At 52.6% G+C, this 15,066-nt stretch carries 12 protein-coding genes and 1 pseudogene; 11 read left to right on the forward strand and 2 right to left on the reverse strand.

The features are described 5' to 3' along the window. Positions 1–130 precede the first annotated feature (130 nt). From ACHUEV_RS16270 to ACHUEV_RS16310, 9 genes are all read left to right on the forward strand, one after another. On the forward strand, positions 131–838 hold the full coding sequence (locus ACHUEV_RS16270; protein WP_394181722.1) for a CoA transferase subunit A: 708 nt from the start codon (positions 131–133) through the stop codon (positions 836–838). 71 nt (positions 839–909) lie between these two features. Next, positions 910–1,572, forward strand: a complete 663-nt coding sequence (locus tag ACHUEV_RS16275) for a 3-oxoacid CoA-transferase subunit B (protein ID WP_394181724.1) — start codon at positions 910–912, stop codon at positions 1,570–1,572. A 43-nt stretch (positions 1,573–1,615) separates the two neighbouring features. After that, positions 1,616–2,848 carry a branched-chain amino acid ABC transporter substrate-binding protein gene (locus ACHUEV_RS16280; protein ID WP_394181726.1) on the forward strand — a complete coding sequence of 411 codons (1,233 nt, stop codon included), beginning with the start codon at positions 1,616–1,618 and terminating at the stop codon, positions 2,846–2,848. 81 nt (positions 2,849–2,929) lie between these two features. Continuing rightward, on the forward strand, positions 2,930–3,871 hold the full coding sequence (locus ACHUEV_RS16285) for a branched-chain amino acid ABC transporter permease (RefSeq protein ID WP_394181728.1): 942 nt from the start codon (positions 2,930–2,932) through the stop codon (positions 3,869–3,871). Further along, the gene (locus tag ACHUEV_RS16290; RefSeq protein WP_394181730.1) at positions 3,871–5,151 is read left to right on the forward strand and encodes a branched-chain amino acid ABC transporter permease; all 1,281 of its coding nucleotides are present in this window, start codon (positions 3,871–3,873) and stop codon (positions 5,149–5,151) included. Before ACHUEV_RS16285 ends, ACHUEV_RS16290 begins: the two co-directional genes overlap by 1 nt. Further along, entirely contained in the window at positions 5,148–5,912 is a 765-nt protein-coding gene (locus tag ACHUEV_RS16295) for an ABC transporter ATP-binding protein (protein ID WP_394181732.1), read from the forward strand. The genes ACHUEV_RS16290 and ACHUEV_RS16295 overlap by 4 nt, the downstream gene beginning before the upstream one ends. Further along, entirely contained in the window at positions 5,909–6,619 is a 711-nt protein-coding gene (locus ACHUEV_RS16300) for an ABC transporter ATP-binding protein (protein ID WP_394181734.1), read from the forward strand. Before ACHUEV_RS16295 ends, ACHUEV_RS16300 begins: the two co-directional genes overlap by 4 nt. Before the next feature lie 36 nt (positions 6,620–6,655). Continuing rightward, entirely contained in the window at positions 6,656–7,444 is a 789-nt protein-coding gene (locus tag ACHUEV_RS16305; RefSeq protein ID WP_394181736.1) for an SDR family oxidoreductase, read from the forward strand. 529 nt (positions 7,445–7,973) lie between these two features. Beyond that, positions 7,974–8,993 (forward strand): IS110 family RNA-guided transposase, encoded by a 1,020-nt coding sequence (locus ACHUEV_RS16310; protein WP_394181738.1) that lies wholly within the window; start codon positions 7,974–7,976, stop codon positions 8,991–8,993. Between the two features lie 328 nt (positions 8,994–9,321). Here the strand turns inward: ACHUEV_RS16310 and ACHUEV_RS16315 are convergent, their stop codons facing one another. Together ACHUEV_RS16315 and ACHUEV_RS17855 are read right to left on the reverse strand one after the other, a co-directional pair. After that, positions 9,322–10,017, reverse strand: a complete 696-nt coding sequence (locus tag ACHUEV_RS16315; protein WP_394181740.1) for a YoaK family protein — start codon at positions 10,015–10,017, stop codon at positions 9,322–9,324. Positions 10,018–10,164: 147 nt separating this feature from the next. Then, positions 10,165–10,881: pseudogene (locus ACHUEV_RS17855) on the reverse strand (IS30 family transposase). Positions 10,882–11,277: 396 nt separating this feature from the next. Here ACHUEV_RS17855 and ACHUEV_RS16325 point away from each other — a divergent pair. After that, entirely contained in the window at positions 11,278–11,613 is a 336-nt protein-coding gene (locus tag ACHUEV_RS16325) for a hypothetical protein (protein ID WP_394181744.1), read from the forward strand. Beyond that, a complete protein-coding gene (locus ACHUEV_RS16330) occupies positions 11,613–14,933 on the forward strand; it encodes a DUF4132 domain-containing protein (RefSeq protein ID WP_394181746.1) in 3,321 nt (1,106 codons plus the stop codon). Before ACHUEV_RS16325 ends, ACHUEV_RS16330 begins: the two co-directional genes overlap by 1 nt. Positions 14,934–15,066: the final 133 nt, after the last annotated feature.

Raw genomic sequence — 15,066 nt, forward strand, 5'->3', positions numbered from 1 at the left:
ATGTGTAATACATCCATAAAAATGATCAACTTATGACGTAATACAACATATTTATGCGTATCGCCTCATGCCACAAAATTGATGGGAGAAGAGGCTGGCAGCAATTGCCAGTAAATTCTGGGAGGAAAAATTGTCCAAAGTTTACCCTGACGCAGGATCTGCGTTGGACGGATTATTGCGGGATGAAATGTTGGTCGCGGCTGGCGGATTTGGGCTGTGTGGCATTCCCGAGCTGTTGATCGCTGCCATTCGTGCAAGCGGTGTGCGCAAACTGACGGTCGCTTCGAATAATGCTGGCGTCGATGGCTTTGGCTTGGGGCAGCTACTTGAGACCAAACAAGTCAGGAAGATGATCTCGTCCTATGTCGGCGAAAACGCCGAGTTCATGCGCCAGTATCTGGCCGGCGAGCTTGAAATTGAGTTCAACCCGCAAGGAACGCTGGCAGAGCGCATGAGGGCAGGTGGAGCAGGGATACCAGGTTTTTATACCAAAACCGGGGTCGGCACGGTCGTCGCAGAGGGCAAACCACACATGGATTTCGACAGTATAACCTATGTGCTTGAGCGTGGGTTGGTTGCTGATCTGGCCATCGTAAAGGCTTGGAAGGCCGATCCAACAGGAAATCTGGTGTTTCGAAAAACTGCGCGCAATTTCAACGTACCGGCCGCGATGTGCGGGAAGGTTTGCGTCGCTGAAGTCGAAGAGATCGTTCCCACAGGTAATCTTGACCCCGACCAAATCCACCTACCCGGTGTCTACGTTCATCGGCTTGTGGTTGGGCAGCATGAAAAACGTATCGAGCAGCGAACAACAAGGGCGCAACCTGAAAATGCCTAGCGCAAACCTAAACGTGGTTAGGGCGCAGGCCGTCACAAACATCGGGTTTGTGTAATTTTAAGAGGATATGAATGAGCTGGAACCGAAATCAAATGGCAGCGCGCGCAGCAAAAGAGCTGAAAGATGGCTCCTATGTAAACCTTGGGATTGGTATTCCGACGTTGGTGTCGAATTTTATTCCCGATGGTGTTTCGGTCACGCTTCAGTCCGAAAATGGCATGCTCGGCATGGGGCCATTTCCCTATGAAGGCACAGAAGATCCCGATCTGATTAATGCCGGCAAGCAGACAATCACAGAGCTTGCGAATACCGCATATTTTGACAGTGCAATGAGCTTTGGCATGATCCGCGGCGGCAAGATTGCGATGGCTATTCTTGGTGCAATGGAGGTGGCCGAGAATGGCGATATCGCTAACTGGATGATCCCGGGAAAGCTCGTAAAGGGAATGGGCGGCGCAATGGATCTTGTGGCGGGCGTCGGTCGCGTTGTCGTTGTCATGGATCACACCAACAAACACGGCGACAGCAAAGTCCTAAAAAATTGCACCCTTCCGCTGACAGGCGCAGGGGTGGTCGATCGGATCATCACAGATCTAGGCGTGCTTGATGTTGTCGAGGGCGGGTTACGCATCGTCGAGCTCGCCCATGGTGTCACGGAAAATCAACTACGCGCCGCAACGCAGGCAACCATCGTCAAGACAATGGCGCCAGTTACCCATGCGCGGGCGCAATAAAGATCGCGAACGACGCGACATACGCAAAACAAGGAGGAAATCATTGAAACATATTTTAAAAACGACCGCAGCAGCTGCGGCGCTTCTTGCGGCTGCACCAGCAGTTCAGGCAGAGCCGCTTAAGATCGGCATCATCGAGAGCCTTTCAGGTGCACAGACGTCGACCGGGCGCTTATTTGCTGCTGGCGTGAAATTTGGCATCGACCAAATCAACGCTGAAGGCGGCTTCAACGGGGAACCAATTGAAGTCGTTGAATACGACAACGCCGGTGGGGCAACGGAAGCTGCGGACAAGTTCCGTCAGGCAGCAGCAGACGGTGTCAACATCGTCATTCAAGGGGCTTCGTCCGCAATCGCCGGACAAATCACCGAAGATGTACGCAAGCACAACATCCGCAATCCCGGCAACGAGATCTTGTTCATGAACATCGGTGCCGAGGCGATGGAGCTAACTGGCGAGAAGTGCCATTTCTACCATTTCCGATTTACCACAACTGCACCCATGCGTGTGAACGCGCTAACCAATGCAATGGGGCAGGCCGGTGAACTGGGCACCAAAGTAATGTCGATGAACCAGAACTATTCTTGGGGTCAGGACATGCAGGCTGCAATTGCCGCTGCGGCTGAGAACAACAACTATCAGGTAGTAGACGAGGTCCTGCACGACGTTAATAAGATTCAGGATTTCGCCCCTTTCGTCGCCCGGATCAAGTCAGCCGAACCAGATACTGTGATTACTGGCAACTGGTCGAATGACTTGCTGTTATTGATGAAAGCCAGTGGCGACGCAGGCCTTGACGTGCGCTTTGGCACTGCCTTTCTGGATCAGCCGGGCAATCTCGCCAATGCGGGCGCGACCGCATTGGGCCATTATATCGCAAATAACTATGACAATAGCGCCGGTTCCGAAGAGTTCGCTGAAGAATACAAGAGCGCCATCGGGCACTACCCGCGGTTTGTTGAACCACAGGCAGCATTCGCGTCCGGTATGCTAGGCGAGGCCCTCGCTGGGCTCGACTTTGGGGGCGGTGAAGTCAACGTGACTGATATCGCCTTGGCGCTCGAAAACGCTACCTATGAAAGCCCAATCGGCACGATTTCAGTTCGGGCCGAAGATCACCAGACCATTCGCCCGGTCGTAGTTTCTAAGGTTGTCGAAAACGCCACTTATCCTGCTGACGATACTGAGATGGGATTCCAATCTGTGGCCGTCGTGCCCGCAGAACAAGCGATCTATCCGGTGCAGGAAAGCTGCTCGATGGAACGTCCCGGTTAACGATACGCAATGACCCTGGCGGACCCAAGTCGTGCGCCGGGGATAACACTAACTTGGCGCGCCAAGTCGGCGGAGATCTCAATGGAATTCTTAATTATATCAACGCTGAATGGCGTGATCTACGGCTTACTGCTGTTTATGGTGTCGGCAGGGCTGACGCTGATTTTTGGCATGATGGGCATCCTGAACTTTGCCCATGCATCATTCTATATGCTTGGCGCATATCTGGCCTATGCCTTATCTCCGATAATCGGGTTTTGGGGTGGCATCTTGGTAGCGCCCTTGCTGGTCGGGCTATTTGGCATGTTAACCGAGCGTTACCTGCTTCGCCAGGTTCATGCTCATGGTCACGCACATGAATTGCTGCTGACCTTTGGTCTGGCGTTGATCATTGCAGAGGTGGTCAAGCTGTTCTTTGGCGACTTCCCGGTCGCTTATCAGATCCCCGACGACCTACGCTTTGCAGCGTTCTCTGTATTTGGGACAGACTATCCGTTCTACCGGGTGTTTATCGGAACGGTCGCGGTTGCGATGTTCGTGGTCCTTTGGCTCCTTTTGTCACGTACCCGCGTGGGTATCGTTGTACGCGCGGCTGAACGGCTTCCCGAAATTGCCGAAGCACTTGGCCATAATATTCCCGTTGTATTCATGTGTGTCTTCGGCGCTGGCGCTGCACTCGCGGGCTTGGCAGGGGCGGTCGCGGGGGCGTTCTATCCAACCAATCCAAACATGGCCGCTGAACTAGGCGTGATCGTCTTTGTTGTCGTTGTCGTCGGTGGGCTCGGTTCTCTTAAGGGATCACTGCTCGCATCTCTGTTGATCGGCCTATTCTCATCCTTTGCGGTCGGGATTGATTTGTCTCTGGCCAATCTGCTCGGACTAGTCGGGCTTGGTGATTGGGCACGTTCCGTGGGTGGTCTGTTAACCACAGAAGTTTCATCGATCAGCGGAACCATTCCATTCGCGCTGATGCTGCTAGTGTTATTGGTCCGCCCTGCCGGACTCATGGGAGAGCGCAACTAATGTCCATAAAAGCAAAATTAACATTGGGAACTGCAGTTTTGTTGGCCCTGATAATCATGCCGCCGTTTCTAGATGCTGGCTGGCAAAACGCGCTCAATACTATGCTGATCGCAAGCTTGTTCGCGTTGTCTTTCAATCTTTTGACCGGGCAAGCGGGACTATTGTCCTTTGGTCATGCTGCATATTTCGGAATTGGGGCCTTTGCTGCGCTGCATTTGATGCAAGCAATCGAAGATGGGCTACCAGTCGCGACACCAATGCTGCCTCTGGCAGGCGCCCTAGCCGGATTGATCGCTGGCGTATGTGCGGGCTGGTTTGCCACGATGCGATCAGGGGTATATTTTGCTCTGGTTACATTGGCGATTGCTGAACTATTCCATTCCTTTGCTCCGCACCTCAAGAACCTCTTTGGAGGCGAATCTGGGATTTCAGGCATGCGCATGCCTTGGGCCGGTTTCAACTTTGGCACTGTACTCGAAGTTTACTACCTCACCCTTGCTTGGGTTGTCGTCTGCACCGCATTGCTATGGGCCTATACCCGTACACCTTTTGGGCGCCTGACTTTAGCCCTGCGCGACAACGAACAACGTGTTCTTTTTATGGGGTACGACGCCCATATAGCTAAGACTGTGATCTTTGCGGTCTCCGCAATGTTTTCGGGCGTCGCAGGTGCTTTGCAGGCAATGTCGAACGAGACAGCGAACTATGCGCTCTTTGCGTCCCATGTTTCTGCGCAAGTCGTACTGTATACTTACGTCGGTGGCGCAACACTGTTCTTCGGACCAGTTTTTGGTGCTGTCGCGTTTACGCTTTTTGCGTTCTTGGTTTCTGACCTGACGCGTAGCTGGCTGTTTTATCAAGGGCTGATATTCGTACTTGTAATGCTGTACGCACCCAACGGGATCGGCGGCGCAATCGCCTATCATGTCCGCCACTGGCGTGAACTCAATTGGTCGCGACTGGCACAACCATATGGGATCGCGTTGATCGGCGGGATGTTGGTGACGGCAGGCGTTGTATTCGTGACCGAGACTGTCTCGATCTTGTTCGGGCTGGAATACGCAAATCTGCGTCGGAGCGCAGAGGGCGGCTTCCCTGAATTCGCCTTGCTAGGCGGAACATGGTCACCCACTTCACCGATTACTTGGGCATTACCCGCATCGTTGTTGATCGGAGGCATATGGCTAATCCGTAAGGCCATAAAACAGATCAACGACACCCAAGATGACAACCGTGAACTAGACCACAGCGTCACCGACAAAGAAGGGGTCCAAGCATGACTACAGAACAGGCAAACGAAGCGCTCACCTTAAAAGATGTCGGCAAGTCCTTTGGCGCTCTATCGGTGATCCAAGGGGTCGAACTGTCGGTCAAGGCAGGAGAGCGTCACGCGGTGATCGGACCAAACGGGGCGGGTAAATCGACGTTGTTCAATTTGATCTCGGGGATGTTTCCCCTGACTGCGGGCGAAATACTTCTGAACGGCAGTCGCATATCGGGCCTTACACCGCATCAGATTAATCGGGCAGGATTGTCCCGATCTTTTCAGATTACCAATATATTCCATAGAATGAGTGTGTTTGAAAACGTGCGTATGGGCGTTCTGGCTCGCCACAAGACACGATTTGACCTTTTGCGTCCGATTTCACGGATGCGGGCAGTAAACGACGAAACCGCTGAAATTTTGGATACGGTCGGTCTGGCTGCACGGGCAGATCATCTCGCAGGCGATCTTAGCTATTCGGAACAACGCGCACTGGAAATCGGTATGACGTTGTCGACCGGGGCCGAAGTGATTTTGCTCGATGAACCAACCGCAGGCATGTCACGCGAGGAAACTGCCCAGGCCGTCGAATTGATCCGCAATGTCACCGAAGGCAAGACATTGCTAATGGTCGAACATGACATGAGCGTGGTCTTTAGCCTTTGCGATTACGTATCGGTACTGGTGTATGGCAGCATCCTTGCCACCGACACTCCCGAAGCGATCAGCCAGAACAGTGCGGTCCAGCAGGCCTATTTGGGCGAGGACGCAGCATGAATCTTTTTGAAATCAACGGACTGCATGCCCACTACGGCAAAAGCCACATCCTACATGGTATCAACATGGCAATCCCCGAGGCGTCCATAGTCTCGCTGTTGGGGCGCAACGGGTCAGGTCGTTCAACACTGATGAAGACCATCATGGGTCTTGTCCCACCAACCGCTGGATCAGTTCAACTGGTCGGTCAGGAGCTGGCTGGTCAGCGACCCTACGATATTTGCCGCAGCGGTATCGGCTATGTCCCCGAGGAACGTTTGGTTTTTCCGAACCTGACCGTCGAAGAAAACCTAATGATGGGTGTCCAGAAAGCATATTCAGACGTTCCGCAATGGACCGTCGACGAAATGTACAACTACTTCCCACGTCTGAAAGAGCGACGCGATATCAACGCCGGTTATTTGTCTGGTGGGGAACAGCAAATGCTAACCATGTGCCGGTCGTTACTCGGTAACCCGCGGCTCTTGCTCATCGACGAGCCGACCGAGGGCCTAGCCCCTAAGATCGTCGAGGTGGTCATGGAAGTCATTCTAGACATCGCCCGACGTGGTGTCGCCGTCGTCCTCGTAGAACAAAAGCTGACGATCGCGCTGAAGGTTGCCGACGAAGTCCATGTCATGGGCCATGGTGAGCTGGTCTTTAAAGGCACCCCAAAGGCGCTGGCAGATGATCCTGATATACGGCGCCGCTGGCTAGAAGTCGCCTAAGTAATCAGAAAAAAACATAAAATCGACAGGAACGAGATGAGTTATATTGAACGTATGCGCCCGGAGCCGGGCAAAAAGGTGCTGATCACAGCTGGGGCGTCTGGCATCGGCGCGGCCATTGCAAAGGCTTACTTAGAAGCAGGGGCAAAGGTCGCAATCTGTGATGTAGACAGAGCAGCGATTGAACAGTTTACATCGGAAAACACTGGGGTTTGTGGCATCGTTGCAGATGTCTCTGACCCAATTGCAGTCAGCAATATGCTTGAAACCGTTGAACGTGATCTTGGCGGTCTGGATATGCTGATCAACAACGCTGGTATCGCCGGACCGACAGGTCCAATCGAAGAGCTGGCGCTTGATGACATTCGAAAGACGCTCGACATCGATCTATTGAGCCAATTCATCGTCATTCGCCAAGCTGTACCTTTGCTTGCCCAAAGTTCCAATGCGTCCATAATCAATGTCGCGTCGGTTGCCGGACGGCTTGGGTACCCGCTACGTACCCCATATGCGGCTGCCAAGTGGGGTATCGTTGGATTGACCGCCAGCCTCGCCAAAGAGATGGGCCCACGTCAGATCCGCGTTAATGCGATCCTACCCGGGCCGGTCTTGGGCCCGCGCATGGACGGCGTAATCCGCGACAAAGCAGATGCCGAAGGGCGCAGCCTAGCAGATGTAGGGCAAGAGTTTGTCGCGAATATCTCGCTTCGCCGGATGGTCGGCCCAGAGGACATCGCCGGCATGGCACTATTTCTAGGTTCACCAGCAGGCGCAAATATCGCGGGTCAAGCAATCAGCGTGTGCGGCAATGTCGAGACACTTTGAATACTCTGCCCCGGTCCATTCACAAGCGATACTATGGACGACGAAGTCCGCACCGTTACGGTCGCGGACACCGGTCTAATCGGCGCAAGCTGGGTCTGCCTGTCGACGGCTGACGCCTGAGGGCCGCACCAACCCCATCGGATGTATTGCATTTGCTACCCCAAGAGCGTTCTCCTGTGATCAAAACAGACCAACCGGACCGCCAAAAGGCCGGCGCTCAAGCGTTATTCCTGAGCAGCGATTGATCTGCCGATGTACGGAGAGCCGTCGCCTCTAATTATTCAAAAATACGGTTATATTCCCGCCATTGAGCGTTTTGCCCGACTTGGAGTGGTTTCCTGAAGTAATTGGCACTGGTGCGTCAAGCATTCTTGGCCCAAATGTCATGAAATTCTGACCCAAGCCGGGCTTTGAGCATCCGCTACGCCAAAGTCTGCAGTGCGGATGGTGTGGATGGCTCCTGCATCAACCGGCGTCGCAATGCGCCATAGTGCAGGTGTCATAACCTGCGTATGAGAGGAGCCGCCCAATGCATGTTACAACAATCGGCCTAGATTTGGCTAAGAACGTTTTTCAGGTCCACGGGATTGATGATCATGGTGAGGTCGCGTTCAACCGCGCTCTGAGACGGGCACAAGTCTTGGCATTCTTCGAACGTCTGGAGCCGTGTCTGGTTGGCATTGAGGCCTGTGGAACGAGCCATCACTGGGCACGGGAATTGATCAAGCTTGGTCATAATGTGAAGCTGATCCCACCAGCTTATGTGAAGCCCTACGTCAAGCGTGGCAAGTCTGATGCCGTTGATGCTGCGGCCATTTGTGAAGCGGTAGCGCGCCTAACAATGCGGTTTGTTGAAGTAAAGACGCCTGAGCAACAGGCGATACTCTCGGTCCATCGCACACGCGATCTAATCGTGAGACAGCGTACGCAGACCATCAATATGCTGCGGGCACAGCTGGCCGAGTTTGGTATTATCTTGCCGCAAGGCATTTACCACGCGCTGCAATTTGCTAAGGATTGCGTGGGTGGAGAACAACCCAACCTGCCAATGGACGCCCAAGAAATGGTCTTCGATCTGTGCGAGCAGTTGCTCTTCTTACATTCGAAGATCCTGCGTCACACACGGCATATGACCCAGATTGCCAAGCGGGAGAAACAGGTGGCACTTTTGCGCACCATACCTGGCGTTGGTCCGATTACAGCATCAGCAATCGTTGCAACCGTCGGCAGTGGCAAACAGTTCAACAACGGGCGAGAGTTTGCCGCGTGGCTGGGGCTGACACCGCTCAATCGATCAAGTGGTGGAAAGGAGCGGCTGGGCCATATCTCCAAAATGGGTGACCAGTATATACGTCGATTATTGGTTCTAGGCATGACCTCCCGCATCAAGTCCATTAGGTTGGAGCCAGCAAAATTCGATCCATGGTTCGCAGACATCTTGTCTCGAAAACCAAGCAGAGTGGCTGCTGTTGCCATGGCCAACAAAACCGCTCGTATGATCTGGGCTGTGCTGACAAAGAATGAGCCCTACAAAGTAAGAACCGTTTAAACACGCGAACCGACACATAGGAGTTTGCAAGACCAATGAAGTGATGGAACTTTGTCAGCCCTAAAACCAAGACACCCCGAGCTTTGTCCAGAACGCTTGCTGTTCGATGTGCGGAATGGGACTTGGTTGGTGGAAACCATCAGGGCCAGCGGCCATGTGCGTCGCTCTCACAGGCCGAACACAAGACTGCATCTGACAAAAACGCCCAGCACAAATAGGACTTGTAAAAAGGGAGCCATCCACACAGGACGAAACGCCATTTCGCGGCGTCTGCGCCAATGGCCGCGTTGGAGGTGTCGTTCAACAAACCGTCGTTTTGGGAAGGTACTCAAGAACGGTGTGCTCTAAAAATTTCTGGCACTGCTATGAGCAGCAATAGTGTTGCGGCAAATATAAAAAGCCAGCTTCCGACAATTTGAAACAACAGCGCACCGCAAAAACCGCCGGAGGTAAAACAGGCAAGTGTTAAACTGTGCAGCCAGAGCTTTGGCACAACCGCTCGCCGTGACGTTTCACTCCCGACCAATGCCGCCAATTCTATTCCGATGTCAGTCGCCATTCCCGACACATGGGTTGTGCGGACCCGCGCCCGCGAAATCATCGTTGTCACAGCGTTTTGTAGACCCATGATAAAGCTGAGGGTGATGACCAGAGATATCTCGTGCTCTGTGGCCGATGACATCACAAGAGTCGTACCTACCAGTAGAAGTATAATTGCCTCTGCGGCAACTGCTAAAGCATAGACCGACCGGATATGTTTTCTTTCGCCAGCTTGAATGGCAAGTGCTGCCATACTGGCACCGCAGATGAAGGCCACGACTAGGCCCAAAAAGGAAAACGCGATTGGGATAGCGCCATTAGCAATGTGGTCAGAAAATGCCGAGATGTTTCCTGTCATATTTGCAGTGAACGAACCGGCAATAAGGAATCCGACGGCGTTCAGCGCACCAGCAACTGAAGAAAGCAGGCCCGCCAGAACCAGATCAATATTTGGGGTGCGGGCATCGCCAACTTTGATGAGCATTATAATTCCGAATAGTTAGGTCTGTAAGAGTGGCACTGCCCCCATATCTGCACCACTATCATTTAAGCCCCGATCAAAACCCAGACAGACATTGGATATCTGAGCGATACGTGAACCGCGACTCTAGTTAGTGTCAGGGTAGGGATGTCATCGCATTTCCTCCACCATCTTTTCACGGAATACTTCGGTGGGTGTCTTCCATCCGAGGCACTTGCCAGGTGTGTTGTTGAGACGATCGCAGCTCTCTTTCATATCCTGCTCCGTCATCGATCTGATGTCGAGGTTTCGCGGTAGCCATCGTCGCAATCGTCGGTTTGTATTCTCGACAGTACCTTTTTGCCAAGGCGAGGAGGGGCCGCAGAACCAGGTTTGGGTGCTAATCTCTACCTGAAGATGTGGCCGACTCACAAACTCTGTTCCGCGATCAAAGGTGATTGACCTGCGCGCGACACGGTGGGTGGGCAGTTCCCACCACATATCATCGCGTTGACCTTCTTTCGAGTAGATATATCGGTAGATCGTTTCTTGGCAGACCCGAAGTGGTGCTTGTTCATGGATTATACGGTTGCCGATTTGCTCGGGCGTCCAGCCGTTCTTGAGCAGATCAATCACGTGTTTGCACAATGCAGGGTGCCTGATAATCTCGCGGTCTCGCGGTCTCGCGCACGTCGATCCGCTGTCGTTAGCTGAGCAACAGCACCGTAGTATCCATCGTGTGTGGGCATGCTTTCGTCACTGAAGTCATTGCGCTTCAGCTCGCGAAAAACCGTCGAGCGACAGCGCTTCAGCACACGCGCCATCTGATCTACACGGACCTTAGCGTGTCTCCTAGCGTTCTATTTTACGACGTTCTGAGATACCCAACTACTTGTAAGTTGTTCCCATATCGATTCCTCTTGTCAGATAACGTGCTGCTTTCTAACAAGAGTCGCAGTTGAGAGTAGCGCGCGCCGGCTACAATTAGTGTTGCAACCAAGTAGAAATGTCACCCGGAGTGCAAAGCAGAAGTGTCACCAAAAGCGCTGACGGTAGCAAAGCCTGACAGGGCGGAGACCTCACACATCGCAGCCCTGGCTGGCTTTGCGGGACAGGGGGAGCGGACGTTCGCACTCACAGCAGCGAAGGTGTCAAAAGAGCCCTTTGTGCTAGGTTTCTGTTGTGCAGCGAATGACGGCTTTGGTAGTCTGTGAATTTATCAAAGGTCCTGTCAAAATACAGCCACTATTTGGTCGGATACCTTGACCCAAAGAGGTACAGACGTTGCTAGATATTCTTGTGCAGGATCGTGAGGGGCTTACTGGGCCGGTAAAAAATGTGCCTATTCAGGTGCCAACTGAAGACAAAATTACCGTTCGCGACCTGATCGTCACGCGTGTCAGGGCAGAGTTGTCTGACGGTAATCACGATGTGGCAGTGTCCGCGGCATCGCGATTGGACCAAAGGTCAGCAGAACAGCATGCGATTAGAAGTTTTACAGAAAATGGATTATTTGTCATCGTCGACGACATGCAGCTAACAGAGCTCGATCAGTTGGTCGATCTACATGCAGAATCGCTTGTGGAATTTTTGCGGATAATTCCGTTGAAAGGTGGCTAATGTTCAGAAGCTTCAAGAAACTGCTTGGCGGATCGCGCGCAGCAACAACAGGAGATACCGAAGTCTCAAGTGCTCAGATGGACAGGTCACGGCAAGGCATTTCGCAGCGCATGCAAGACAGACGCGATGCGCTAAAAGTAGCGCGGGAGCCATTTGTAGACCAGATTGCAAAACACCTTGAAGAAGGTGCACATGTCGAAATATTAGACCGCATTTTTCCTTTAGACGTCTGTGAAACGCTGCCATCCGATACCGTTTTTAAGCTACTGAGAAATGCTGGCGAACCATTCTGCTCTGATCTGTTTCAAGCCTTGAATGCGCTAAGAAAGCAGTATGATTGGTGCGCAACTGTTGGAAAAAAGGGCGCTGGTGGATGGGATGGTTTTTTATCCCCAGAGACCACAATGTTTCGTCATGGCGAAGATGTGTTATTTGCACTGTGTGAAGTTGGATTTACGCCAAAGCCCAGCTGGGCCAAGGATATCTTGCATTTTGTGAGCCAAGCGCAGGAGTATCAGGCGCCGTATGGTTTGATTTCTGAATATCGCAAGATGACCGTCCTACGTAGCTTGGCCAAGCTTTTCCCGACGCATCAAGACCTGCCGGAAGACGCACGGCCATTTGCCATCGCAATTGCACAATCCACTTTCCAAAGCAATTCAGGTTCTATGAAGAGCCCTTTGAGCCCTGGTGGAAAAATCTTACCTAAGCACAAGGCAATGATGCAGCTTGCTGGAACTGAAGAAGACAACTTTCTGGACAAGATGCGCAAGTTACCTGCCCCACGCATTGGGCATCCCGACCCTAACGGGAACTATAGAATGTGGCTTGCCGATTTCCGCAAGGTGCAGGACCGTCTCAAGATATTGGTTAGCGAATTCAAAGACACACACGGCAAACCAGCGTGGTGGCGTGATGAAACCGCCTACACTGCAACTTTTGGCACCACTGACGATGAGCAGGAAAAGTTTGGTTGGTGGTTACGTCCACACCCGCAAGGTGCCGGGTGTGCCATTCTGTCAGCTGAAACCTATGAACGTATGATCGCACCTAATGCATATGATGATATGTATGATTGGGTCGGCGCACTCGAAACACTGCTGGCTCAAGATACTGATACCCTTCCGTTTTCGTTTGGCAGCGATGCCGTGCCGGATATCGAACTTTTTACATTTGGTGGCGCCGATCCTGATGGTCAGTTGCTAGCCCACTTGGCAACGGCAACCACGGCCAAACCAACAGCTGCGTGGCGCAAAACTGCCCGCGAACACATCTATCGTATTGGCCCCGACGTCGTGTTTAGTGGGTTTCGTACTTGGCTTGGGTATGCGGTTGAGTTGGATGACGCTTTCTTCGAAACGCTTTTGATTGGTGATGTCCCAGCAGCTGCCCGACGGTTGGCGGGTGGAGGGTGGAGCGCCGCAGAAACGCCAATTTCAGAGCGTAATCAAGGTAAGGTCGACACTACGATCTTAAACCGTGCGGCACTCGTCATCATGCGGATGCCAGCCTATGTCAACGAAGAACAAGCAAGGCGCCAATGGCAACACAGCGGACACTCTGAAAAGATGCAACATCGCGGGGAGATTTCGCATGTCAATGTTTGCATCATGACGGGCATCTTTTGGGCTATGGAAAATTGGCCCGAAGGAGCCTCGCTCGAAAGCATCGAAAAAGCGGGTACTTTTTGCTTTCAAAAGAACTTTGGCGCGTTTCGTTCACGCAAAGCCGGTAACGCTGCCCTTTGGGTGTTGGGTCAGATTGGTACGCGGGATGCAGTGCACATGCTGGCCCGCCTGCGTCGCACAGTAGCCCGCGACAAGGCTGTATCGAAGCAGATCGACAAGGCCCTGACGGAAACCGGGCAACAAGTCGGCCTTGATCTGGATGATATGAAAGAACTCTCAGCCGATGATTGGGGTATTACCAATGCAGGTCTAAGGATAGAGCGATTGGGCGACTGCCGTGTAACCTTGCGCGTTGTTTCATCACGCCGTGTCACACTTGAAAGTCAGCCATGGGACGACGCTAATGCGCCGTCCAAACGCGGCATAATCAAGGCGGCTATTGTCGATCAAAAAGACAAGGAACTGGCGGCAGAGCTCAAGAAAGCCGCAACTGACATCCCAACGTTACTTGCGGAAGCACGACAAAGGTTTGTCGCTGCAATGCGCAATGAGCGAAGCTGGGCTTGGTCAGATTTTCATGAGAGATTTTTGGTCAATGAACTGGTCGCAACCCTAACGCGACGGATTATCTGGCAAATAACACAGTCTGATGGCACGTCGGTTGAAGCTTTGTACGATGGGCGTGACTTCTGTGACGTTGCGGGCAATCGCATCGGCACATTACTTGACACAGCTAGAATTGCAGTTTGGCACCCACTCTCGCCTGGCACAACCGATGCTATTGATTGGGCCGATAGGCTCGCCGCTCTGGATATTCGCCAACCCTTCGCGCAAGCGTGGCGGACAATCTATCGGCTAACCCCGCCAGAAGAAGAAACACGCACATATTCTAACCGTTTTGCAGGGCATATTCTGCACCAACCTACCTTTGTCGCAATGCTCAGAAAACGGGGCTGGAACGCGGGCAGCAAAATGGGGACGGGACAGGATGATCTAAAGGCACGGAACTGGCTTGACTTCCCGACCCATCATATTCGCGCGGAATACTGGGTGGCAGGCGTCGGAGCCGCTGAATATACCAATCACGAATATGGTGCCGACAACTATGAGTTTGTCGCCACTGATCGGGTGCAATTTTTTGCTATCGACGATGCAGGACATCTGTCCAAAAAACCGATGAAGCTGGAGGATGTGCCCCCAAGGGCATTTTCGGAAGCGTTGACCGATATCGAAGTGGTTGTTGGTGCCACATCAATCGGGCGAGATCACCATTGGGAAGACCTTGGTGAAAATACAAGTCACCCCGCAAACTTCCCCCCAGATTCGCTGTCTTACCGGGACGCGTTCGCTGTCAGTGGGTCGAAGGAAGCTATCGCATTGCGGCGTACTGTTCTTGAACGGCTTCTTCCGAAACTCGCAATTGCACCCGTCACGACATTGGAAAATGACTGGTTGCTGGTTGTTGGCAACACAGGCAACCGATACCAAATACACCTTGGTTCTGCCGCTATCACCCTGTCAAAGCGCAATCAGCATATCTGCATCGTTCCCAAAAAAGACAGCGATCCAAACCGCCCAATGCTTCCTTTTGAGGGCGACGCAACGTTCTCGGAGATACTATCGAAGGCTGTCATGTTAAGTAATGATGACAAGATCAAAAACCCAGATATTCGAAAACAAATCGGTATCTGATCTTCTACTTGTTGGCTCAAAAAGCGGTCGCAGGCAGAATTGGGTCCAATGGCAGCTTCGTCCGCAAGGCGGTAATTGATCATCAATATCACAAGGTCAGCTTTTGCTTGCCGCAGCGGCTTCGCCCGCCCGC

Source organism: Yoonia maritima, assembly GCF_043641945.1.
GTDB lineage: Bacteria > Pseudomonadota > Alphaproteobacteria > Rhodobacterales > Rhodobacteraceae > Yoonia > Yoonia maritima_B.